Raw genomic sequence first — 23,997 nt, 5'->3', positions numbered from 1 at the left:
ATGTACCCTTTTCTTGCTATAAAAATTTATTTATTACATTCCTGCATATAATTTTGAGTATAATTTTCTTAATGGTTCACATTCTCTAATGATTTGTAAAGAAACTTCAGCATGATTTTTAGTATATCCATTTCCTATTATCATGTTAACATCTTTACCAACGCCTTCTGCTCCTAAAGCAGCTTTTGTAAAGCTTGTAGCCATACTGAAGAAGTAAACTGTTCCGTTATCTTTACAAGCTAATATACTGCCCATTTCACAGTTTTCTCTACTTACACAAGTTATTACTATGTCACAAAGTTCTCCGTTTGTAACATCCATAATTTTTTCATAAACTTCAACAGCATTACTTGCGTCACCTGAAATATAATAATCTGCTAATCCTAAATCTCTAACCTTTTGAAGTGAACTTTCTTTGTGTGCAAAGCAAATTACTTTACCAGCAACTCCTGCTCTTTTTTTAGCTTCATATAAGCAAAGTATTCCTGATTTTCCTGCTCCACCTAATACTAATACAGTATCTCCTGGTTTTACTAATTTAGCAGTTTGTGCTGGTGCTCCAGCTACGTCTAATACTGATAATGCCAAGTTTTCTGGTATGTCTGTTGGTATTTTTGCATAAATTCCACTTTCAAATAATATAGCTTGACCTTTAATATCAACTTGGTCTATTTCTTTTCTAACGTCTTTAATTTCTTCTATTACTAATGGTGTTAATGATAAAGATACTAATGTAGCTATTTTATCTCCCACTTTTAAGTCTGTTTTACCTTCTAATGCAGGTCCAATTTCTTTTACTGTTCCTATAAGCATTCCACCTGAACCTGTTACAGGGTTTTGATGTTTACCTCTTTCTGCTACAATACCCTTCATGATTTTTTTGATTTCTTCAACGTCGCCATGTGCTTGATCACTTATTTGAGTAAAGCTTGCAGAGTCAACGTTTAATGTTTGAACGTCTATAAGTATTTCATTGTCGTATATTTCCATAGTGTTGTCAATTTTAAGTGCTGGTTGTGGTAATACTCCTTTTGGGTTGATTACTCTGTGTGTTCCGTATGGGTTTCCTTTTTTCATAATATTCCTCCTAAGAATTGTTTTGTATTGTTGTATTGTATTGTATTGTTTAGTAGCTTTGTTAATTAATATACAATATTGCAAAATATGTGCCAATTGTTTTTTGAAAACTGTATTTTTTTCTCTTACTGTTAAATCAATGATTTTGAACGAATATTTATATATTCATTTTTTTATGTGCCGATTTTTCGGCATTCTAGTCAAAATCAACTTGTATATTATAAACAGCTTATGCTATAATTAATATGATTATTAAATGTTAACATGAGAAAGGATTAATATGCGAATAAAAATTATAGGCAAACAAATTGATAATGATAATAATATTATAGATGAATTAGAACTTGTAACTAATGCAGTAGTAAAAAAAGAAAATGATTTTATGGTTTTTGATTATGTAGAAGCTAGTGAAAATGATGAAGATACAATAAAAACAAGGCTTAGAGTATCTACTGACAGATTAGTTATGACAAAGATAAGCTCTCTTTCATCTACTCTTGAATTTGAAAAAAATAAAAAGTACTACTCTGTTTATAGCACGATTTATGGCGATTTACAAATGGAAATATATACATTAGAATACGCTCATAACCTTAATGATGAAGGCTATGGTGAAATATTATTAAAATACAGAATTTCCATTAGTAATAACGCTCCATATGTTAATATTTTAAGTATAAAAACATTCGCCTAATATTGGGCTAGTGTTGCCTATTATTCGGCACATAGGAGGTATTGTTATATGGAAAGTAAATTTTTTGATGCATTAATAAAGGCAGTTGAACAAATTGATGATGGTATTCATATTATTGACTCATCTGGTAAAATAATATACTACAATAAGGCTGCTAAGGAATTAGATGGAATCGATGTTAATAAGGCAATGGGTAGACATATCCTTGAAGTGTACCCTTCTCTTGATTTTGAAACTAGTACTCTTTTACAGGTTATGAAAACTTGTAAGCCATTATTTAAAGTTGAACAAAATTTTGTTAATTACAAAGGCAACAAGATATCTACAGTTAACACATCCTTACCTATTACTTATAATAATAGAATTATTGGAGCTGTTGAGATTTCCAAAAACATAACAAGGGTTAAAGAGTTGTCTGAGAAAATTGTAAATTTACAAAGTGCATTGTATAAAAATGTTTCGAATGTAACTAAAACTAAAAACACAGCTGTTTTTAATTTTTTGGATATAGTTGGTCAATGCAAAGAAATGCTTAAAATAAAGTCTCTTGGTATTAAGGCTGCTGAATCTGATTCACCTGTTCTTGTTTCTGGTGCTACTGGAACTGGTAAGGAGCTTATTGTTCAATCCATACATAATGCAAGCAAAAGAAGGTCTAAACCTTTTATTGCACAAAATTGCGCTGCTTTACCCACGAATCTACTTGAAAGCATTTTATTTGGCAGTGTTAAGGGCAGTTTTACAGGTGCTGAAAACAGAGCAGGATTGTTTGAATTAGCTCACGGTGGTACTCTTTTTTTAGATGAGATTAATTCTATGCCACTTGAACTTCAAGCAAAACTTCTTAGAGTATTGCAAGATGGCCGTTTAAGAAGGGTTGGTGCTAGTTCTACTATTGATATTGATGTTAGAATTATTTCTGCTATCAATATTCCTGTACAAAAGATCTTAGAAACTAGTCAGCTAAGACAGGACTTATTTTATAGACTTAATGTTATTACATTTGAAATACCTTCACTAAAGCAAAGAATAGAAGATTTACCTTTGCTTATTAAGCACTTTATAAATAAATATAATAAAAAATGTCAGAAATTTTTTACTGGTGTTTCAAAAGAAGTATTAGAGATTTTTATGAAATATGACTGGCCTGGCAATGTTAGAGAACTTGAACATGCTATAGAAAGTGCAATTTCTCTATATGATGGAGAAATAATTAGAGAAGAACATCTACCGTTTCAATTTAAATATTTACTCAATAATTCAACTAATCTTATGATTGATTCTGATGATACTTGTGGTTTGGAACAATCTCTTGAAAAGTATGAAAAGGAGCTTATTATTTCTGCTTTGCAAAAGGTAGATTGGAATGTGACTAAAGCTGCAAAACTTTTAAATATACCTAGACAAACTCTTCAGTATAAAATTAAAAAGCTAGCTATATCTTAATATATAAAGACGCTCCATTTAATAGACAATACACCATACTTGTCTATTAAATGGAGCGTCTTTTGTATTTATGTGACTAAAATGCATCATCGAAGCTTTCTGTAAATATCATTGCTACAAAACAGATAATTATTGTCAAAACGCCATATGACATTGATAAACCAATGTCAAACTCATTCATTGCGTTTACCATTGCTATTGATATTGGTTTATTTGAAACTCCATATAAGAGTGCTGACATAGTGTATTCACCCAAGCACCTTATAAATACTAAGCTACCACTTGATACTATGGCTGGTTTTATTTGAGGTACTGTTATCTTAAAAAATGTTATTATATTATTTGCTCCTAAGCTTTTGGATGCATCCTCTAAGTCTTTGTTGAATTTATAAACTGCAATCAGGCTAGTTCTTAGTATTATAGGTATTGCAGTAATTATATATGCTATCGGTAATATATAGTATCTACCTATCAATACATTGTTAAAAGCAAATATGTTTTTTGTATTAAACGTATTAATTAAGTTTATAGCAATGGTGCTTGAAGGCATAGCCCATGGAAGCATTGCAATAACTTCTAGTGTTGAATTAATTTTGCTTTTTCTTTTTGCAATAGTTAAAGCAAGTGGTACTGCAAAAAAAATTGAAACTATAACAGCAATTATAGACATAAATATACTGTTTATAAATGGCTTTAATACTCTTTTTTTAGTAAATAGAGTAATATAATTATCAAAATTGAATTCTTTTGGAAATATTTCAATCATCCAACTTCCAGGTTTTACGAATGATAAAAATATAATTGCCAATATCGGCAATATAATTAACAACAGTATTAGTGTTACTATAATATTTAAAATCGTTTTAATATATTTGTTATTTAGTTCTATTTTGTTTAATCTAACCGCTTTTATTGAGTTTGGATTAGAGTGTTTTTTTTCATAATGTCTTACAATTAAAAGCATTGATATTCCCATAATCAATAGTATGGTTACCTGAACAGATGCAATATTTATATGATTATTAGCTTTTGACATTAAGATTTGAGTGCTTAGCACTTTAAATCTGCCACCTATTAGATTAGGCGCTGAGAATGAGCTTATACCTGATATAAATGTAACTATAGTTGATGAAAATAAAGAAGGTAATATTGATGGTAATATAACTGTAAAAAATATTTTCAGTTTACTTGCACCTAAACTTTTGGCTGCTTCAATAGATGATAAATCTAAATACCTCAATGCTACCGAAACATTTAAATAGAAAAAAACATATTGTGTATATGAATGTACAAATAAAATGCCTGAAAATCCCTCAAATTTAAATGGTGCTGATTTTAATTTAAATAAAACTTCTAACGATTTTGTTATTAGACCACTTTCACCATATAGTTGTATAAATGCTATAACTATAATTACTCCTGGCACCATCATTGGAGTTAACAGTATAATTCTTAAAATTTTAGTGAATTTAGTTTTTATTAGTGTTACGTAAAAAGCTAAAAACGTCCCTATTATTCCACAGCATATAACTGTTGAAAAACCTAATTTTAAGGTATTTTTTACTACTAGCAAATTAGATGGATTTGCAAAGTATGCTTTATAATTTTCAAGTGTAATTATATTGTTATTTACTAAACTTGTTTTAATCGTATTAAGCATGGGTAATATGATGAATCCCACCAAAACCCATAATATACTACCAAAAAATATTATGTTTAGTATTTTTTTTATATAATTATTTGACTGTATCAATTTCTATATATACCTCATCGTTTATTTTTCTGTAAGATTTACCATCATTAAGCTCTATAGCCTTATAAATTTTTGTATCTACTTTTATTTTATACTCAATTGTACTCCCATTAAAAGTTATGTTTTGAATTTTTCCGGAAACAAAATTGTCATTTTTCTTTTCATTAAATATTTTTATATTTTCTGGCCTAATAAAAATAGGCTCTTTGTCTTCTATATAAATAGTATTTGTTTCTCCAACGAAATTAGCTACAAATTCATTTTGTGGGTTGTTATATATATTTTGTGGAGTATCTACCTGCATACATTTGCCATTATTAAAAACAGCTATTTTATCAGATATTGCCAGTGCTTCTTTTTGATCATGTGTTATAAAAACAGTAGTTATTTTTAACTTTTTTTGCAACTTACTAATTTCTTCTCTCATTTTGTCTCGCAAAGCTGCATCTAAATTTGACAATGGCTCATCTAATAACAAAACTTTTGGTTCTATTGCTAATGACCTTGCTAATGCTACCCTTTGCTGTTGACCACCTGATAGTTCATTTATATTTCTATCTTTATAATCATACATCCCAACTAAATTTAAATAGTAATCTGATATATCCTTTATTTTATGCTTATTATATTTTTTAATTTTTAATCCATAAGTAACATTTTCTAAAACATTCATATGTGAAAAAAGAGCATAGTTTTGAAAAACTATGCCTATATTTCTTTGCTCTGGGCTTAAATTTGTTATATCTTGATTATATAAATATACTTTTCCACTGGTTGGTTTTATAAATCCTGCAATTATTCTAAGTAGTGTCGTTTTTCCACAACCCGATGGACCTAACAGTGTAAATAAATCGCCATCTTCTATTTCGATATTTATATCATTCAATACGTTTGTTTTATCATACCTATGTGATATATTTTTTAGTATAACTTTACCCATAATATTCTCTCTTTATTTGATTATTTAGCTTTATCCTTGTTTGCATCTCTTATTTCTGTATCAAATTTTTGCAACCATTCATTTTGGTTTTTAGATATTACTGACCAATCTACATCCATTACTTTGTATGAGTCCTTCATCCATTCTGGACTGTTTTGTATTGCTTCTTTAAGTGTTGGTATTCTGTTAAATTCATTTGCAATTTTAGCTTGCATTTTTGAACTTCCTGCAAATTCTACAAATGCCTTTGCTGCATTCGGATGTGGTGCATTTTTTATTGCTGCTATTCCATCTGTTATAACAGGTGAACCACTTTTGGCATCAACAATTTTAAGTGGCACATTATTTTTAACTACATTGTCAACTATTGAGCTTTGAACTGCGAAGCTTATTGCTGCTTCTTTTCTACCAACTGCTTGAAATTGCAATGTTCCGCTTGAATAATAATTCTTCATATTAGCATCTAATGCAGTTAAATAATTCCATGCTTCATCAAGCTTTTGCTCTTTGTCATATTGGTATACTAAACTCATAAGTGTAGCTCTCATAGATGATGACAATGTATCTCTTGAAACTATTAGGTCCTTGTATTTTTCATCTGTTAAGTCTATCCAATCCTTTGGTGCTTCTTCTTCTGTTAACATTTCTGTGTTATAAAATATCATAACTGGTGTTTGTATTGTACCATACCAATTGCCATCTTTATCCTTAAATATATCTTGTAAATCTTTTGCCCATGTTGTCTCAACTGGTTCAAATATTCCTTCTTCTGTCATTTCCATAAATAATGAAGAAGCTCCACCAAACATAATGTCTGCTTGTGGATTTTCTTTTTCTGCTCTAACTCTATCTGCTAATTCACCCTTTAAATTTATATATTCTACCTCTATACCTGTTTCTGCTTTAAATTCTTCTGCTACTAATTCAAGCATTTCATCTGTATGTGTAGAATAAATTACTAATTTATCTTCTAATTGATTTGCTGTATCATTTTCAGTGCTGTCATTGTTTGAACATCCTACTAAGCTAAAGCTAAGAAGTAGAATTAATAAAAGTGCTAATAACTTTTTCATTTTAAATTTCCTCCATGTGGTCCTATTAATATTATTTTTATAGTGAATATTATCATATTATTATATTAAAGTATAATAAAAATATTTTATATATTATATTATTACCATTACACTTTTTTATAGTAACGTTTGCAAGGATATAATTAATTGATTGTTCTTATTTAAATGTGTTAGTATTTAAAAAACATTAATTGTCGAGGAGAGCATATGTATTTAGATATAATTTGTGAAAAAGGTAGTGCTTTAGTTAATGAAGATAAAGCTAATGTTATTGGAAATGCTGCTTGGGTACTAGATGGAGCAACAGGCTTAAATAATAGGAATTTAACTGATGATATAAGTGATGCAAGATGGTTTGTAACATGGTGGAATAACTATTTAACTGATAATGTTAATAGAGATTGCTCTATACATACTATAATAAAAGATGGTATTCACAAAATAAATGAAGAATACGTAAATGGAAGTGTAAATAATCTTTCTGAGATTGACATGCCTTCAAGTAGCTTTTCTCTTATTAGATGGAATAATGAAAAAACCGAGCTTGAATATTTTGTCCTTGGAGATTGTTCAATTAATTTTTCGCGTTCTAATAGCATACAAACTATACTGGATGAAAATTTAGTTACTCTTGATAATAATGTACTCTCACAAATGAAGATTTTAACAAGCGAAGAAGGCTTAACATTAGATGAAGCAAAGACAAAACTAATGGATAAAATAATAGACAACAGAAATAAAAAAAATAAAACTAACGGATATTATATTCTAGGCTTTGATGAAAAGGCAGTTGACAATGCCATATATAGTAAATTAACTATTGATAATGATTTAAGAGTTTTAATCACTAGTGATGGATTTTCTGCTTTATTTGATAAATATAATTATATTACTATAAATGATTTAGTAAAAACATTGAAGGCTAAAAAACTAATGTTTTTCTATGATGAACTTAGAAAAATAGAAAACAAAGATTTTAATGCATCAAAATTTCCAAGATTCAAAAAATGTGATGACGCAAGTGCAATTTATATAGAATTTTAGCCCAAAAACAATTTATATTTTTTATATGCTTTTATTTGATTCCTTTTCTACATACCATTTTGCCTGTGAATTATAAAGTCTAGTGTACTCTCCACATTTATTGATTAATTCATTGTGAGTTCCAACCTCTACTATTGCTCCATTTTTCATTACTACTATTTTATCTGCATGTTTACACAATCCAACTCTATGAGCTACAATAATAGAAGTTTTGTTTTTCACAATATCTAAAAATTTAAACAGTATTTCCTTTTCAGCTAATGGATCTATAGCACTTGTAGGTTCATCCAAGAAAATAATTTCGCTTTTTTTAAATACGCCTCTTGCTATTGCTATTTTTTGCCACTCTCCGCCGGAAAGTTCAATTCCATTAAACTCTCGACCTAACATTTCATCGCAATTATCTAATTTATTTAAGTCTACTGCTTTTAATGAACTAATTATCTTATTGTTGTCATCAATCATAGAAGTATCAGAAATTGCTATATTTTCTCTTAATTTCAAATTGTATTTTATAAAATTTTGAGATACTATTGAAATCAAATTGTATAAACAACTTTTTTTACAATTATTAACATTTATATTATCATATAGTATTTCTCCATCATCAACTTTATAAATTCCAAGAATTAATTTAATTAAAGTTGTTTTGCCACTTCCGTTTTCACCCAACACTATAACTTTTTCACCTTTTTTTATTTCTAAATTTATATTATTTATATTAAAATTATTATTCATTTTATACTTAAACTTTATATTTTTTATAGATATACCATTTTTTATTGAAACGACTTCCTTAATACCATCTATATCTTCTGGTAAATCTAAATATTTGTAATAGTCATTTGCATAAAGTGCTAAATTTGGTAATGAGGCTATGTTTATTAGAAAATTGCATGTTGCATCTTGAACCGAAAGAAAACTTGATATACATGCACCAAGTACACCTATAGATATTTCACCTTTTAACATTAACAATATAGATACTATTATTGAAGCAATATATCCCAATGACCTAATCACATCACAGATTAGTAATGATATAGCATCTTTCTTTTCTTCTTTCCATTGGCTCTCATATATATCCTTAAAACAATTTTCCCATTTTTCAATAATATAATTTTCAAAATTCATAACTCTCATTTCTTTAACAGTTTGTTTATCTGAAAATAATTTATATAGATAACTTAATTTTCTTTCATCTTTAGCTTGCTTAGTTCTAAGTTTATAAAAATAATTACCTCTAATCAATTTAGATATAAAATATGGTAATACACTTAATAAACTAACTAGTAAAAAAAACTTACTATAACTAACCAATATTATGACAACTGAAATTAAACTAATACTATTTTTTATTATATTACTTATTTTAAAAAACACCATGCTTAAAAGTTCATTATCAATGCAATTTTGTGCCCTTTTTTTCATATTTAGAATATTGTCATCTTCATATTGAATAACTTCCAATTTTGATGATTTTTCAGCTAATTTGACTCTACTGTACATTACACATTTTTCAAAAATAAAAGCATTAACAGTAATACTAGTAATAAATTCCATGAAATATTTAATAGCATAACATAGGATAAATATAAATGCACATTGTAACAACTTATTTATATCATATGAAATATTAGTCTTATCAGCACTATCAAATAAAGTAATTAATAATTTTGCAGTAATTGCGGGAAAAAAAGAGATGCAAATATTAATGATAGATGTTAAAGATGCAGCAATTGGCACTATATTAAAAATTTGCTTAATTGCCTTCAACATAATTTTAAACGTATTAACAGTTTTTATTTTTTTCATATTTTTCACCTTTGCTATACCATTCACTTTGTGTTTTAAACATATTACAATATATATTTTTATGTTTTAATAACTCAGTATGAGTTCCTACTTCTACAATTTGTCCACCATGTATTACTATTATCTTATCGCATAATTTTGCACTTGCTAATCTATGTGATATTATTATACAACCTCTGTCATTTAATACTTCTAGAAATGAATTGTATAGTTCACATTCAGCTATAGGATCTAGAGAGGCTGTAGGTTCATCAAGAACTATAAAATTATTTTCTACTATACGCGCTCTTGCTATTGCAACTTGTTGCCACTGACCTTTTGATAAATCCATACCATTTTCATCTATTTTGCCAAGATTTTGATCAAGTGATATATTCATATTTTTTAAACCAAAAGTTAGTGATTTTATTATTGAATCATCATTATTAAGTTTTTTTATATCTCCAACAGCAATATTTTCTCTAAGGGTTAATGCATAGTTAGCATAGTCCTGAAAAACAACACTATATATCTTAGCTAAAGAATTTCTATCTATATTATTAATATTAATACCGCCTACTAATATTTCCCCACTATCAGGTTTGTATAGTTTACAAAGAAGCTTGATTATTGTAGTTTTTCCTGAACCATTTTTGCCTACAAGCGCAACTTTTTCATTATAATTAATACTAAAAGATATATTATCTAAAATTTTTTGTGTGGTTCCAGGATATGTAAAAGATACATTTTTAAAAACAATTTCTGGTTTTTCAAAATCATATTCTTTTTCGTTATATTTATGATCCTCAGGTAAATTTATAAATTTATTATAATAATCTATACATAATAAATTTTGCGATAAATCAGATATATAATAAGATAGCGATTCTATAATACTTAATAATGTACTTGCACTACCTATAAGAGAAATAAATAACCCTAGTGTTATATAGTCTTTTTCATAATAGTTAATTAATACTATAAGCATTATACTAATCCAAATAATTGTGCATAAACAATTCAATGCAAAATATTTTTGAGAACTAATTGTTGTTTTTACTCTAACATTAAGAATTTCCTTAGCTTTTTTGTTCCACATGTTTAGAATATATGATATTGAACAAAATATTTTCAACTCAAGTAATGAATGTTTATCAGATAGTATATGTTGTAAATAATTTAACTTTCTTTCATCTTCAGTTTGATTATATAACATAGTATTCATTTTATTCATGGCTTTAAATTCTAAAATGAAAACTATAAATAATACCACAAAAAATATTATTGCAAACCAAACAGAAACTTGTAAAAATATAATAATATAGCCTATAATTGAAACCATTATAGAAGTAATATCTATAATTCTTAAAAATAGTTCAATGATTGTTTTGTCTAAATTATCCCCCATACGAGTAATAATATTATGTACTTCTGTATTTTCAAAACACGAGTAATCAATTTTTTTATATTTGTACAACATAGAATTTAGAAACTTAATATTAAATTTTTTTTTCAATGAAATGTTTTGTATATTATTTATAAAGTTAACATTTATAACTATCAAAGTGGAAATGCAAAATAAGCATAACCATAATAATACTTCACTATTTAATGTTGCACCTGCTTCTGACTGCACAATATTATCTATTACATTTTGAAAAAAGTATACATTTAGTGGTCTAAGAATTGCTATTATAATTACTACAAATAGCTTGAATAAAAATTGAAATGGTGCATTTTTACAAACTAAATTTAGTATACTTACTATTTCTTTTAATCTTAATTTTATATTTCTCATTATTTTTTCCTATAAATATTTGGATATATTTCTTGAACCATAGAAGATATATTTACTATTTTTTCTATTACTTCTTTAAAAATAAGTTTTTGACAACTACTTTTTTTGCCTTCAACAAATTTATTATAACTACAACCTCCATTACACCATGGAGAGTATTCACACTCAAAGCATTCTGCACTTTTATTGCTTTCGCTAAATTTTATAGACTGAAATAAAAACTTAGCTGGATTATTTAAAACATCTTCATAATCACAAATTTTAAAATCATCTAAACCAATTGCTGATATACAAGAATATATATTACCATCTGGTCCTGTAACAATATCATTGCTTTTGTTTCCTATACATATAGGTCCTGGGAAAATAGAATTAATAGCAACACCTAGGTCTATAAGTTTAAATAAATTTTCATAATAAGTATCCATAAACTGTACGTTATAACTAGCATTTTCATTAGTATATTGACACCTATTTACTGGATGGCACTCTGTACCTAAGTTAAATATTACTCTAGGTTTATCTCCGAATACATAGTCATTATATCTATTTATTATCTCTCTTACCATTGGTATGTAATCATTTTTGTTTTGCTTATCTAAGACTGTATTAATAATTATTGATGCTTTAGTATATTTTAGAAAGCTATCAATATTATTAGTAATTAAATCATATGAACTCCCATTCGTTAGTACTCTTCTTGAATCTTGAACTTCTTTTAATCCATCTAATGTAATTTGTAGAGTACTAATATGAAATTTATTAATAATATTACATACTTGTTCATTACATATAGTTCCATTTGTTACTGCAATTATTGATGAAATATTTATATTTCTCTTTTCAGCTATGTTAAATAACTCTTCTACATAGTTTAAATCATAAAAAGGTTCTCCACCAAACAAACAAATTTTTATATCATTTGCATTGAAAAGGTTCTTAATTTTTTGCCACAAAGTAACCCTTTCATCAGGAGTAATTTTATTTCTACTTTTACATGTGTTTTGTTGCATACAATAAATACAGTTAAGATTACAATCAAATGACATTGCTTCTGTAAATGTAACTGAATTAAAATTATATTTTTCTTTGTTTACAAAATAATTAGATATACGATTATAATTATAATTATCATCATTAAATAAAATATATGAATCTATTAAATCTTTTTCATAAGGTTCTATACTTTTTCTAAAGTCATTATCAATTTTTTTTATTTCGGAAGTTGTTTGTAAATAGGGATTAATTAAAAAGTAATAATCTTCCTTATCAACTACATAAGCTCCTTTGTACTTTTCCATAATATGTATCTCCTGTATTTAGTATTTTTTTTAATTATAAATATTATTTGAAGCAAGATATTATAATATCTTGCTTCAAATATTTTTACATTAATAAGTTACATGTGACTCCGCACATCTTTGTGATCCACAATTTCATGTATCATATGTAGTTACTACACCTTTTATCATTTTAGTAATTTTATCTATCATTTTTTTCACCTCCCTTTATTTTTATTGTTTAACTAAACAAATTTCAAAAATTAAATTCTATACATACATTATATTTTCAGCATAGTTACTTACAATTAGTTCTCCCCTTTCAGATGAACCATCTCCATTAATGTTTTCATATGTATTAGATGTTAACACTATAGTTACAAGTAGTAATAATAATAAATAACATCTAAATCTTTTTTTCATGTCTCTATCACCCTCTTGATTTTTGTATTGACTATTAACTAAATAAATTGTAAAATAATGTCATATTAAATTCAAGGGACACATATGTCTCTTGACAAAACTAAATCTGGGGGGAAATATTATGGAATCAAATTTTGGAAGCATTTTAAAACAATTAAGAAAAAAATATAACTTAACTCAGAAAGAATTATCTGAAGGAATTTGTTCGGTTAAGCAATTAATAAGAATTGAACATAATGATAGTGAACCATCTATATATGTACTACATAGACTATCCTCTAAATTAAACATAGACTTAAATGAATATTATAAAAAAATATATAACAATAATATTATTGAAGCAATAGAATATTCAGACCAGATAATAAATTGTATTGGTGCACTTAATTTCGAAAAACTATATTCTCTAATAAAAATAGTTGAAAAACATTCTTTATTTAGAAGCGGTCAAAATTTAGCACTACTATATTATGCAAAAGCTGCATATGAATTTCATACAAACAAACGCTATGATATGGTAATTGAATTATGCCAGCAAGGTATACAAGCAGAAACTCCATCCTTTAAGATACAAAACACAAAACAAAATATATATTCAAATTTAGGTTATTCAATGTTAAATCTTATAAGTTGTTGTTATAGAGAGCTTAACGAAGAAATAAAATGTATAAACATATTATTATATATTTTAGATACAATAGATAAATTCTATTTTTCTGAATCTTATCAAAGTTATAATTCAATGACTTACACAAACAAATTATATCAAGCTACATTGTTTCAATTAGGCAAGTTATATTATTATAAAAATGACTACAATACCGCTTTTTCTTATATAAATAAAGGGATTGATTTTTCATTTAAAAATAACATGACTAGATTACTACCTGAATTATTTGAAATGAAATATTTAACTCTTTATAGATTAGAAAGATACAATGAAGCACTGGTTGAATATAGATGTGCTAAACATCTTTATAAAAATGCTGGTTTCCCTCAGTTTGCAGTTGATATGGAAAATACTGCTAGAAATAAATTCCCTAAAATTATTGAATTAGACAATTTGTAAAAAAATAATGCAGTTATTTCTGCATTATTTCAGAGTGAAGACAAAGTCGGTGAAAATCACCGACTTTTTTCACGTTTAAATATTGAAAAATCAAGACATTTTAGCATTTTTATGGTATAATATAAGTAGAAAATAAAGGTGGTAAAAGTTATGTTGCATAAAAAAACAAATGATGAAAAAAATCAACTAGTTATGACAACAATTGATGAATTAGTTCCGCAAGATCATATCCTTAGAGATATTGAAAATGCAATAGATTTTAGTTTTATCTATGATTTGGTAAAAGAAAGATATTCACAAAATACTGGAAGACCGAGTTTAGATCCTGTGATGCTAATAAAAATACCTATGATTCAGTATTTGTTTGGAATAAAAAGCATGAGACAAACAGTAAAAGAAATACAAGTAAATGTTGCCTATCGCTGGTTTTTGGGATTAGGATTAACTGATCCAGTTCCTCATTTCACAACGTTTGGTAAAAATTATACAAGAAGGTTTAAAGATACTGATTTATTCGAACAAATTTTCAATAAGATACTTGAGGAAATCATAACATTAAATTTAGTAGACACAGATACGATATTCGTTGATGCCACTCATATTAAAGCAGCTGCAAATAAAAAGAAAAACATAAAAAAGAATGTAAAAAAAGAAACTATGTTTTACGAAAAGCAACTAAAAGAAGAAATAAACAAGGACAGAGAAATACATGGTAAAAAGCCGTTTGAAGATAAAAATGATGATGATAACAGTAACGGAATGATTCAGCATCAGAAGATAAAAATACTAAAACAATAACTGAAAGTACAACAGATCCAGAAAGTGGACTGTTCCATAAAGGTGAGCATAAAGAAGTATTTGCATACTGTTCAGAAACAGCTTGTGATAAAAACGGATGGATTTTAAGATATACAGTACATCCTGGTAATTTACATGACAGCAGAACTTTCCCTGCACTTTTTAATAAATTGATAGAATTAAATCCTAAGATGATTGTAGCAGATGCAGGATATAAAACACCACAAATTGCAAAACTTATCATGGATGAAGGAATCCAGGCATTACTTCCATATAAAAGACCCATGACCAAACCAGAATTTTTCAAAAAATATGAATATGCATATGATGAATACTATAATTGTTATGTATGTCCTAATAATCAGATTTTAAAATATTGTACAACAACTAGAGATGGTTATCGTGAATACAAAAGTAATGCAAAAATATGCTGCAAATGTCCATTCTTAAAACAATGTACAGCAAGTAAAAACAACGTAAAGGTAGTTACCAGACATATTTGGCAGAAATATATTGAAAAATGCGAAGATATTAGACATACTAGAGGAAATAAGCAAATCTATGATTTAAGAAAAGAAACTATCGAAAGAATTTTTGGAACTGCAAAAGAAAATCATGGGTTAAGATATACTACGGAAGTTGGAATAGCTCAAATGAAAAAGAAAATTGGGCTTACTTTTGCATGCATGAATCTAAAAAAATTAGCAAAAATCAAAAAAAGAATGGGGCTTATTGTTCCTTTAAAAACATGTATTTTTAAAGAAATCTTCAATTTTATAGAAATACATAAATTTAATTACAACAAACGCAACTTAGCAATAATCTAAGTTGCGTTTGTCTACAATCTGAAATAATGCAGTTATTTCTGCATTATTTTTCTAATAATTTCATATAGCTTTGATTTTAATTTGATTTTTGAATACCCTCTGTTTGTTCTTATAATCTCTATTTCTTCTTCTGTTAGAACTTCTTTTAATCTGTTCTCTACTTCTTCATCTAGCTTATCAGCATCTGAAGCTTTTCCAACATTCATAAAACACAGTGGTGGAAACATAACACACCACCAATTTTTTCCATTTGCTTCTCCAATTTCAACTCTTACCGTGTCATAATCACCCTCTGGCAAAGTAAAATCCTCGTATTGCCTAACAGGAAATTCATAGTTATCATAAAAAACCCTTACATCATAATAATAGCCTTCTTTATATACTGTTTGCTGAGCTATATTTCTTATTTCGTTTAAATTTTCATGTATTATTTTTTCACTGTCTTTTTTTGAAACAACACTTTTTAGCTTTCCACTAAAATTTTCTATAATGTTATTTCTTACCTTTAACTTTAAATCTTGATCTTGCAATGTATCAGAATTTGCAAGTATATGTAGCCTAATAACTTTATCTTCGAGCTGTAATATTTCAAAATATGATTCAAAAGCATATGCTACAACAACTGCCATCACAAGAAGTATCAAGATAAAGCAAATTTTTGATTTGTATTTCATAACTCCTCCAAGTCTTAAATACTTACTTAACCATACCACTATTATTTATTTTTACATTGTAATAAACGTTAATATTTGCACTTTCAAATACTTCTTCATATTTATCTTTTATTTTGTCATAGTCAGTTTTATCAAATTTCATTAAATCATCTTGTATACCTAAAATGTCCATTTTATAATCCTCTTGCATTTTTTGTAGCAGTTTCTTAGTATACTTTGACATTAATGCATTAGTTTCATTACAAAGCTTTCTTTCAAAATCTATATCAGAGCTATTTGTTTTTGTTAAGTCGTATGAATTTATGTTTAAATAAACTGTAACATATAGCTTTGCATCTAATTTTTCACCTTTAATATTTATATCCTGCGAAACTACAACATTTTCATATGTTAATGATACTGGTATTTCATCAACTTTAATATTTATATCATTCATACCGGTAGCGGCACCCTTTGTCAACATTGATATTATGCCATTTTCATCATGATTTATATAATCTATAAGCTCATATTTCTTTATAACAGCTGCCCCATCTATTGACAATCTATCATTTTTAATCTCAACTGCAGGTATTAATGCGTTGCCTAAGTTTTGCAAATACAATACAACTTCATCGAAACTATATGTCGTTTGAAAGCTAAGCTTTTTTAATTTAATTAAAAATTCACTAATATATCTTCCAATCAATGGATTATCTGCTATTTCAAAATTCACTATGTCTGACGCTTTTCCCTTTGCCACAACAATTTTTACTTTACGATTTATTTGAGGTGAACGTTCTATTTCATCAAACATCCTTTTTATTGTATCTTTGTCTTTTAATACATCTTCGCCAATGATTATAACTTGCATCATACTATCAGAAGCTATTTTATCTGTTGATAATATATTATTATAGTAAAAACTAGTTAAGTCATTGCAATTTTGTGTTATAACAAATCTTTTATCTTGCGAACCTGTGTTCAATACGGGTATTTCTGCTGTAAAAGTATACTCATCTTCTTCACTAGTTGCATTATCATTTGTGTCTATACCTACTGCAAAAATGTATTCTCTTTTATTAATTTCTACAGCATCTTTTATTCCGCATCCTACTAAAGAAAACATGAAAATTATAATTAATACTAAAGCTAAAATTTTATACTTCATTTTGCCATACTCCTTTTTTTATCTAGAACTATAAGCGATAATATTACAAGAATATTTATTGCAGAAAAAATATATATAGGAATGTGTATATATTTTAAAACAATATTTATTCCTGGTAATATACACGCTAATATGTATATAATTGGAGTTTGAATAAAAATAAAATAACTATCTTCTTCGGTCTTTAATGTTTTTTGTAAGCTTAAGTTAGTAAAATACAATATAATAGATAGACAAACAAATGCACAAACTGTACTTAATGACATGCCCAAAGCCTCTAAATTTTCAATAAAAGAACCCGGTATATTTAAAAACTTTAATATTTGATTAAATGGAAAAACTAGTCTTCTAGCTTCTCCGTATCCAAATTTAAACATTACTAGGAAAAAGCATAAAATATATATTGCACTGCTTAAGATAAAAAACGTTTTGTTTTGTTTATTATTTACTTTATATTTTCTAACATATGGATTTGAAAATAGTAATATATAAAACCCAAAAAATCCAGCAAAAGCAAACGGCACACCTTTTAATATACCAACAAAATCAAGTGGCCAAATAGGAAATATATTTGATAAAGTTGCGTTCGAAGTTGAAAATATTGTGACTAGCAACAATGGTATTAATGTAATAATAACGGTTAAATGTGCTACTTGCGCAATTGTAACTATTCCTTTATGTGCAGCATATGAAGATGTTAAAAGAATTATAAGTATAACTAAATTATTCGGTGTTCTAGGAAGCATAAATATTTTTACTTGCTCCGAAAAATCCTTTAACAATATGCTACTTGCTACTATAAAAAACACTATATAGAAAGTACCTATTATTTTAACTATTAATGTTGGCATAAGGTCATTGCAAATATCTAATAAAGTTTTATCATGACGTTTTTCTTGTATTTTACAAATAGGTTTAATAAATAAAATTCCTATAAACATCGCTATAACTATACTTATCCATGCAGTTGGTCCATTTGTTTTAGTTATTAATACTGGAAGCACTAATATTTGAAAGATAAAAGATGATAAAATAAGCATTGATGTATTTTGATAAGCTGTTATTTTATGATTTCTCATTTTTACCTCTCTTTTCTTTTTTTCTGTAAGTATTCTGGTTTATGCACTAGGTTAGAAATTTTATGTCTTACTATTGTATCTTCTAAATCATCCTTGTTTGTCACAAAACTTGAAAAAGGAATCATATATGGTATGCTCATACTCTTTAATGAACATAAATGCGTTAATAGTAAGCATACTCCTAAAGCTATACCAAATAAACCTAAGCAAGCTGCTAATATGATAAAAGCAAACCTAATAATTCTTAATGATGTAGCAAAATCATAGCTAGGTATTGCAAATGATGCTATGGTAGTTGCAGCTACTATTATAACTAACAGTGGTGTAATAAGTCCTGCCTCAACAGATGCCTGCCCAATAACCAGACCACCAACTATACCTATTGTTGAACCTAATGGGCCTATAATTCTCATGCCTGCTTCACGTATAAGCTCCATAACTAGTTCTAAAAGCGTTGCTTCAAACCAAGCAGGAAACGGTACTTTCGCTCTTGATGCCGCAACATATAATGCAAGCTCTGTAGGTAGCATATTAGGGTGGAAGGTTGTTATTGCTACATACAATGCAGGTAAAAGCACCGTTATGGGTAATGCCAAATATCTAACAATTCTCATCAACAATGTTGATGACCATCTTTCGTAATAATCTTCAGATGATTGCAAAAACACTGTCATAATAGCCGGAACTATTAATACTTCAGGTGAATTATCAATTCCTATAACTACACGACCTTCAAGTATAGCAGATGCTGCTGCATCAGGTCTTTGAGTATTTTCTATCTGCGGGAATGGTGAATACGTATCGTCTTCTATTAATTCTTCAATATATGAGCTTTCTAAAATTGCTTCTATTTTTATGTTATTTAATCTTTTTTTTAATTCTTTTAAAACTTCTTTGTTTACTTTATCACCCATATACATTAAAGCTATATCCGTTTTTGAACGTGTTCCTAGTTTCATAAATTTTACTTTTAATCTCGTATCTTTTATTCTTCTTCTAATTAATGCTATGTTTACTTTTAATGTTTCATTGAAACCATCCTTTGGACCTCTAATTAATGACTCAGTAGCCGGTTCTTCAATCCCACGCATTGGCCATCCTCTTGAGCCAACCATGATAGATTTGCTACAGCCATCAACAAATAGCATTGTTTCACCGCAAAGAATATTGTCTATTGCTTCATTCATATCATCAATAACTTTTATCTCTGCTATCGTGATACTTGTTTTAGTTATTATCTTCTCAATTTCTTGTTGTGAATGTGTTTCAAAATTGTCTAAATCAAAATATTTTATTAATCCTTCAATTGCAAATTCGCTAACTTCATCTTTTTTTGTCATTCCATCTATATAGACCATACACATTTTTGTAGTTTGTTTGTTTCTACAAACTATATCTCTATATATGACGTCATCATTATCTTTAAAGCTATCTTTTAATGATAGTATTGTCTCATTTAAAATTTTATTAATTGCCATATAAACCCCACTAATATATATTTATTAATACTAATGCCACTATTGTTAAAACTCCGTAAAAAATGCCTGTTCCTCTAACTATCATATAATCTTTAGTTTTTCCATTCTCTTTTAATTTTTTACTTGTTTTAAATGTTAAGAAGTAACTTATTATAATAAAAACAAAAATTATACCATTACTAAATATCATTTTTAATTCATTCAAAAAAAACATAAAACACCTTCCTTGCAATGTTACTACTAATATTTGCAAATGAAGGTGTTTTTATACACGTTTATTTAATTTTATATTTTTGCTTCTTTCTAACAAGTGTCGAAATGTCAATATCTAGTGTTTCGGCGGCTATTTTGAGAGTTCTTGATGAGTTTAGAACCTTAATTATTTCTTTTCTTTCAAATTGCTCCATTCTTTCCTTTAACGTTCCACTTGATTCTTCTGGTCTTTCTATAAATATAACAGGTGTTTCATTTTCGCCTATAATTAACTGCTCTTTAAACAATTTGGTGTGAATACAAGGTGTATCTGATATCAACACTAATCTCTCAATAATATTTTTCATTTCTCTTATGTTTCCTGGCCAATCATATGCTAAAAATTTTTCCAAACAACCAGGAGAAAAAAATGTATTTTTACTATATTTATTATTATAATATTCTATAAATTCTTGTGATAATGGTATTATATCTTCTTTTCTGTTTCTGAGTGGGGGTATCGTAAAATTCACTACATTAAGCCTATAATATAAATCTAATCTGAATTTTTTTTGTTCAACAAGTTTAAGCAAATTTGCATTTGTTGCCGCTACAATTTTTGCATTGAAATTAATCGGTTTAACTCCACCTATTCTATAAAACACTTTATCATTTATAACGGTGAGTAATTTAACTTGTAACGAGTATGGCATATCACCGATTTCATCTAAAAATATAACCCCGTTATTTGCTTCTTCAAATAAACCTTTTTTACCGCCTTTTAGTGCACCTGAGAATGCTCCCTCCTCATATCCAAAAAATTCAGACTCTAAAAGGTTTTCAGGAACAGCTCCACAATTTACCTTAACAAATTTGCCTTTATTTTTTATATTGCTTACATTATATATATATTCCGCTAAAAAATCTTTGCCTACGCCAGTTTCACCAAGTATTAAAATTGTACTATCAAAATTAGCAACTTTATTGACATTGTTATATATTTCTTTCATATAGTCATTACTTGAAATATACGCATCCTTTTTGCTTTCCTTGCTTTCCTTAACAGTATATTTTGAGCTGTTAATAATTAAATCTTCTCTTAAAATTAGGTTTTTCATCAAGTTATTTAGCTCAGATACATCTCTTATAACAGCAATTGTTCTTACAAGCTTACCGTCATCATCAAATATTGGGGAACCCGAAACGAGGCATTTTTGACCTTCAACATAGTTATTGATTGTAAAAACTGTACTTCTTGTTTCAATAACTTTTGCACAGCAAGAATTAGGCAATATGCTTTTGTTTTTTAAAGAATAAACAGTTTTGCCTATAATTTTATCTCTTGATAAACCAGAAAGTGCTAAAAAAGCATCGTTAACAAACAAAGTAGTCCCTATTTTATCAGTTATATATATACCATCTTCAACTTTGTTTAACATTTCATTGTATATATATTGTTGTTTAGTCAAATACTTAATTTGTTCCTCTAATTGATTAATTATTCTAATATCTTTTCTATCCATATATTTTACCTATATATTTTTTATTTTATATATTTTATCATGTGATATGCATTATTGCAAATGCTTTTTTGCGCATATATGCATTTTTGCATATGTTATATAAGCAAACTATTGTAAATTCTAATGATTTTCAATTCATTATTATTGGCATAGTTCTTGCTTAGTATTTATTATATAATAGCCGTATAAAATCAACTTGATCTTCAATGCAAAGAATTAGGAGTAATAGTTAACATTTTAGTTTATTAACTATTTTTTTAGAACGGTTTAATAAGTGAATTATTTTTACTAAAATCTATTTAAAATATAGAAAATATGGTTAAATACATAATATATAATTAAATAATTAAAATATTCACAAAGTTGTTGACTCTTGACATTATTGCGTTATAATAAGTTTAACCCAAACTTATGAACTGTTCACGCAGTTCTTTTGGCATATTATATTATGATATAACTATGTTGTTATATCTAAAATATTAGTACTATAAAATTTAGGAGGCATTTTATGAGAAAAGTAGTAATAGTATCAGCAGCTAGAACACCAATAGGAACATTTGGTGGTGCATTAAGTTCATTATCAGCCATTGATTTGGGCGTTATTGCAGCTAAAGAAGCAATAAAACGCGCAGATATTGACATGAATTTAATTGATGAAGTAATTATAGGAAACGTTTTAGGAGCTGGTCTTGGTCAAAATGTATCTAGACAAGTATCTATAGGTGCTGGATTACCAGTTGAAACTCCAGCCTTGACTTTAGGTAAAGTTTGTGGTTCAGGACTAAGAGCTGTAAGTATGGCGGCTCAATTCATAGCTTTAGGAGATGCTGAATGTATCCTTTGCGGAGGAACTGAAAGTATGTCTAATGCTCCTTATGCTATTCCAAAGGCAAGATGGGGACTAAGAATGGGAGATGGAAAATTAATCGATACAATGATTAAAGATGGTTTATTTGATATCTTTAATAAGTACCACATGGGAATGACAGCTGAAAATATAGCTGAACAATGGAATATCTCAAAAGAAGAACAAGATTTGTTTGCTGTAAAAAGCCAAAACAAAACAGAAGCAGCTCAAAAATCTGGCAGATTTGCTGATGAAATAATTCCTATTGTTATTCCTCAAAGAAAAGGAGATCCTATTGTTGTAAGTGACGATGAATTTCCAAGACATGGTGCAACAATAGAAAAAACTTCAAAAGTTCCACCTGCATTTAAAAAAGGCGGTACAGTTACAGCAGCTAATGCTTCTGGTATCAATGATGGTGCATCTTGTTTAATAGTTATGTCAAAAGAAAAAGCTGACGAATTAGGACTTGAATATATGGCAGAAATAGTTGGTTATGGAACAGCAGGTGTAGACCCAAGCATAATGGGATATGGCCCAGTTCCAGCAGTAAAAAAAGCTTTAGCTAAAACAAACTGGTCTATAGATGATTTGGACTTAATTGAAGCAAACGAAGCATTCGCATCACAATCTATAGCTGTAGCCAGAGATTTAGGCTTAGATGTAGAAAAAGTTAATGTAAATGGTGGAGCTATCGCATTAGGACATCCAATTGGTGCATCTGGAGCAAGAATATTAACTACACTTTTACATGAAATGAAAAAAAGAGATTCTAAAAAAGGTCTTGCTACACTTTGTATAGGTGGCGGAATGGGAACATCAGTTCTTGTTGAAAGACAATAATTCAAAGTATAATAATTTAAAGTATAACGAAAATTTTATTAGTTTAATAAATTAATTGAACATATTAATTTATTTTAGAAACATTCGTTAAATTTATAACAATACATTTGAATTTTTAACACATATGATATATAATAAAGACAAATAAGAAAATAATAATATTAAATTTATTATTATTTTCTATTTGTTCAATTA

General features: G+C 27.6%; 19 protein-coding genes and 1 pseudogene. 6 read left to right on the top strand and 14 right to left on the bottom strand.

Annotation, left to right across the window (positions count from 1 at the left end):
- Window positions 1–33: 33 nt before the first annotated feature.
- Entirely contained in the window at window positions 34–1,077 is a 1,044-nt protein-coding gene (locus JYG23_RS11300) for a zinc-binding dehydrogenase (RefSeq protein ID WP_207235773.1), read from the bottom strand.
- Between the two features lie 280 nt (window positions 1,078–1,357).
- Between JYG23_RS11300 and JYG23_RS11295 the strand changes: the two genes are divergently transcribed.
- Both JYG23_RS11295 and JYG23_RS11290 read left to right on the top strand, forming a co-directional pair.
- Window positions 1,358–1,771 carry a DUF1934 domain-containing protein gene (locus JYG23_RS11295; RefSeq protein ID WP_207235772.1) on the top strand — a complete coding sequence of 138 codons (414 nt, stop codon included), beginning with the start codon at window positions 1,358–1,360 and terminating at the stop codon, window positions 1,769–1,771.
- A 48-nt stretch (window positions 1,772–1,819) separates the two neighbouring features.
- Window positions 1,820–3,217 (top strand): sigma-54-dependent Fis family transcriptional regulator, encoded by a 1,398-nt coding sequence (locus JYG23_RS11290; protein WP_207235771.1) that lies wholly within the window; start codon window positions 1,820–1,822, stop codon window positions 3,215–3,217.
- A 76-nt stretch (window positions 3,218–3,293) separates the two neighbouring features.
- On the opposite strand, the gene JYG23_RS11285 is transcribed toward JYG23_RS11290, so the two are convergent.
- From JYG23_RS11285 to JYG23_RS11275, 3 genes are read right to left on the bottom strand one after another with little or no spacing between them, the layout of a single operon-like run.
- Window positions 3,294–4,970: an iron ABC transporter permease gene (locus JYG23_RS11285; protein WP_242631566.1), complete on the bottom strand. Its 1,677-nt coding sequence runs from the start codon at window positions 4,968–4,970 to the stop codon at window positions 3,294–3,296.
- On the bottom strand, window positions 4,954–5,910 hold the full coding sequence (locus JYG23_RS11280; protein WP_207235770.1) for an ABC transporter ATP-binding protein: 957 nt from the start codon (window positions 5,908–5,910) through the stop codon (window positions 4,954–4,956). The genes JYG23_RS11285 and JYG23_RS11280 overlap by 17 nt, the downstream gene beginning before the upstream one ends.
- Before the next feature lie 20 nt (window positions 5,911–5,930).
- Complete coding sequence (locus JYG23_RS11275) at window positions 5,931–6,983, bottom strand: extracellular solute-binding protein (protein WP_207235769.1); 1,053 nt, start codon at window positions 6,981–6,983, stop codon at window positions 5,931–5,933.
- A gap of 207 nt (window positions 6,984–7,190) precedes the next feature.
- Between JYG23_RS11275 and JYG23_RS11270 the strand changes: the two genes are divergently transcribed.
- A complete protein-coding gene (locus tag JYG23_RS11270; protein WP_207235768.1) occupies window positions 7,191–8,027 on the top strand; it encodes a hypothetical protein in 837 nt (278 codons plus the stop codon).
- A 21-nt stretch (window positions 8,028–8,048) separates the two neighbouring features.
- Here the strand turns inward: JYG23_RS11270 and JYG23_RS11265 are convergent, their stop codons facing one another.
- From JYG23_RS11265 to JYG23_RS11250, 4 genes are all read right to left on the bottom strand, one after another.
- Window positions 8,049–9,842 (bottom strand): ABC transporter ATP-binding protein, encoded by a 1,794-nt coding sequence (locus JYG23_RS11265; protein ID WP_207235767.1) that lies wholly within the window; start codon window positions 9,840–9,842, stop codon window positions 8,049–8,051.
- A complete protein-coding gene (locus JYG23_RS11260; RefSeq protein ID WP_207235766.1) occupies window positions 9,820–11,619 on the bottom strand; it encodes an ABC transporter ATP-binding protein in 1,800 nt (599 codons plus the stop codon). Before JYG23_RS11260 ends, JYG23_RS11265 begins: the two co-directional genes overlap by 23 nt.
- Entirely contained in the window at window positions 11,619–12,920 is a 1,302-nt protein-coding gene (locus JYG23_RS11255; RefSeq protein ID WP_207235765.1) for a radical SAM/SPASM domain-containing protein, read from the bottom strand. The genes JYG23_RS11260 and JYG23_RS11255 overlap by 1 nt, the downstream gene beginning before the upstream one ends.
- A gap of 249 nt (window positions 12,921–13,169) precedes the next feature.
- Complete coding sequence (locus JYG23_RS11250) at window positions 13,170–13,322, bottom strand: hypothetical protein (protein WP_207235764.1); 153 nt, start codon at window positions 13,320–13,322, stop codon at window positions 13,170–13,172.
- A 121-nt stretch (window positions 13,323–13,443) separates the two neighbouring features.
- Here JYG23_RS11250 and JYG23_RS11245 point away from each other — a divergent pair, with 121 nt between their 5' ends.
- On the top strand, window positions 13,444–14,391 hold the full coding sequence (locus JYG23_RS11245) for a helix-turn-helix domain-containing protein (RefSeq protein ID WP_207235763.1): 948 nt from the start codon (window positions 13,444–13,446) through the stop codon (window positions 14,389–14,391).
- A gap of 150 nt (window positions 14,392–14,541) precedes the next feature.
- Window positions 14,542–16,016: pseudogene (locus JYG23_RS11240) on the top strand (IS1182 family transposase).
- A 32-nt stretch (window positions 16,017–16,048) separates the two neighbouring features.
- On the opposite strand, the gene spoIIR reads toward JYG23_RS11240, so the two are convergent.
- The 6 genes from spoIIR to JYG23_RS11210 all read right to left on the bottom strand — a co-directional run bounded on the left by spoIIR (window position 16,049) and on the right by JYG23_RS11210 (window position 22,112).
- The gene (gene spoIIR / locus JYG23_RS11235) at window positions 16,049–16,690 is read right to left on the bottom strand and encodes a stage II sporulation protein R (protein WP_207235762.1); all 642 of its coding nucleotides are present in this window, start codon (window positions 16,688–16,690) and stop codon (window positions 16,049–16,051) included.
- A gap of 22 nt (window positions 16,691–16,712) precedes the next feature.
- On the bottom strand, window positions 16,713–17,840 hold the full coding sequence (locus JYG23_RS11230; protein ID WP_207235761.1) for a Ger(x)C family spore germination protein: 1,128 nt from the start codon (window positions 17,838–17,840) through the stop codon (window positions 16,713–16,715).
- Window positions 17,837–18,919, bottom strand: a complete 1,083-nt coding sequence (locus JYG23_RS11225) for a GerAB/ArcD/ProY family transporter (protein WP_207235760.1) — start codon at window positions 18,917–18,919, stop codon at window positions 17,837–17,839. Before JYG23_RS11225 ends, JYG23_RS11230 begins: the two co-directional genes overlap by 4 nt.
- A gap of 2 nt (window positions 18,920–18,921) precedes the next feature.
- Complete coding sequence (locus JYG23_RS11220) at window positions 18,922–20,397, bottom strand: spore germination protein (RefSeq protein WP_207235759.1); 1,476 nt, start codon at window positions 20,395–20,397, stop codon at window positions 18,922–18,924.
- Between the two features lie 10 nt (window positions 20,398–20,407).
- Window positions 20,408–20,611, bottom strand: coding sequence for a CLC_0170 family protein (locus tag JYG23_RS11215; protein ID WP_207235758.1), 204 nt, complete (start codon window positions 20,609–20,611; stop codon window positions 20,408–20,410).
- A gap of 61 nt (window positions 20,612–20,672) precedes the next feature.
- The gene (locus JYG23_RS11210; protein WP_207235757.1) at window positions 20,673–22,112 is read right to left on the bottom strand and encodes a sigma-54-dependent Fis family transcriptional regulator; all 1,440 of its coding nucleotides are present in this window, start codon (window positions 22,110–22,112) and stop codon (window positions 20,673–20,675) included.
- A 508-nt stretch (window positions 22,113–22,620) separates the two neighbouring features.
- Between JYG23_RS11210 and JYG23_RS11205 the strand changes: the two genes are divergently transcribed.
- On the top strand, window positions 22,621–23,802 hold the full coding sequence (locus JYG23_RS11205) for an acetyl-CoA C-acetyltransferase (protein ID WP_207235756.1): 1,182 nt from the start codon (window positions 22,621–22,623) through the stop codon (window positions 23,800–23,802).
- Window positions 23,803–23,997: the final 195 nt, after the last annotated feature.

The sequence above is a fragment of the Sedimentibacter sp. zth1 genome (genome assembly GCF_017352195.1).
Lineage (GTDB): Bacteria > Bacillota > Clostridia > Tissierellales > Sedimentibacteraceae > UBA1535.
The sequence above is the reverse complement of the archived record's forward strand: the minus strand, read 5'-3'. Positions and strand labels throughout refer to the sequence as shown.

What these genes read in the sequence shown, in the direction of transcription:
- JYG23_RS11300 (WP_207235773.1), bottom strand. Translation starts at nt 1,077, where the DNA reads ATGAAAAAAGGAAACCCATACGGAACACACAGAGTAATCAACCCAAAA.
- JYG23_RS11295 (WP_207235772.1), top strand. Translation starts at nt 1,358, where the DNA reads ATGCGAATAAAAATTATAGGCAAACAAATTGATAATGATAATAATATT.
- JYG23_RS11290 (WP_207235771.1), top strand. Translation starts at nt 1,820, where the DNA reads ATGGAAAGTAAATTTTTTGATGCATTAATAAAGGCAGTTGAACAAATT.
- JYG23_RS11280 (WP_207235770.1), bottom strand. Translation starts at nt 5,910, where the DNA reads ATGGGTAAAGTTATACTAAAAAATATATCACATAGGTATGATAAAACA.
- JYG23_RS11275 (WP_207235769.1), bottom strand. Translation starts at nt 6,983, where the DNA reads ATGAAAAAGTTATTAGCACTTTTATTAATTCTACTTCTTAGCTTTAGC.
- JYG23_RS11270 (WP_207235768.1), top strand. Translation starts at nt 7,191, where the DNA reads ATGTATTTAGATATAATTTGTGAAAAAGGTAGTGCTTTAGTTAATGAA.
- JYG23_RS11265 (WP_207235767.1), bottom strand. Translation starts at nt 9,842, where the DNA reads ATGAAAAAAATAAAAACTGTTAATACGTTTAAAATTATGTTGAAGGCA.
- JYG23_RS11260 (WP_207235766.1), bottom strand. Translation starts at nt 11,619, where the DNA reads ATGAGAAATATAAAATTAAGATTAAAAGAAATAGTAAGTATACTAAAT.
- JYG23_RS11255 (WP_207235765.1), bottom strand. Translation starts at nt 12,920, where the DNA reads ATGGAAAAGTACAAAGGAGCTTATGTAGTTGATAAGGAAGATTATTAC.
- JYG23_RS11250 (WP_207235764.1), bottom strand. Translation starts at nt 13,322, where the DNA reads ATGAAAAAAAGATTTAGATGTTATTTATTATTATTACTACTTGTAACT.
- JYG23_RS11245 (WP_207235763.1), top strand. Translation starts at nt 13,444, where the DNA reads ATGGAATCAAATTTTGGAAGCATTTTAAAACAATTAAGAAAAAAATAT.
- spoIIR (WP_207235762.1), bottom strand. Translation starts at nt 16,690, where the DNA reads ATGAAATACAAATCAAAAATTTGCTTTATCTTGATACTTCTTGTGATG.
- JYG23_RS11230 (WP_207235761.1), bottom strand. Translation starts at nt 17,840, where the DNA reads ATGAAGTATAAAATTTTAGCTTTAGTATTAATTATAATTTTCATGTTT.
- JYG23_RS11225 (WP_207235760.1), bottom strand. Translation starts at nt 18,919, where the DNA reads ATGAGAAATCATAAAATAACAGCTTATCAAAATACATCAATGCTTATT.
- JYG23_RS11220 (WP_207235759.1), bottom strand. Translation starts at nt 20,397, where the DNA reads ATGGCAATTAATAAAATTTTAAATGAGACAATACTATCATTAAAAGAT.
- JYG23_RS11215 (WP_207235758.1), bottom strand. Translation starts at nt 20,611, where the DNA reads ATGTTTTTTTTGAATGAATTAAAAATGATATTTAGTAATGGTATAATT.
- JYG23_RS11210 (WP_207235757.1), bottom strand. Translation starts at nt 22,112, where the DNA reads ATGGATAGAAAAGATATTAGAATAATTAATCAATTAGAGGAACAAATT.
- JYG23_RS11205 (WP_207235756.1), top strand. Translation starts at nt 22,621, where the DNA reads ATGAGAAAAGTAGTAATAGTATCAGCAGCTAGAACACCAATAGGAACA.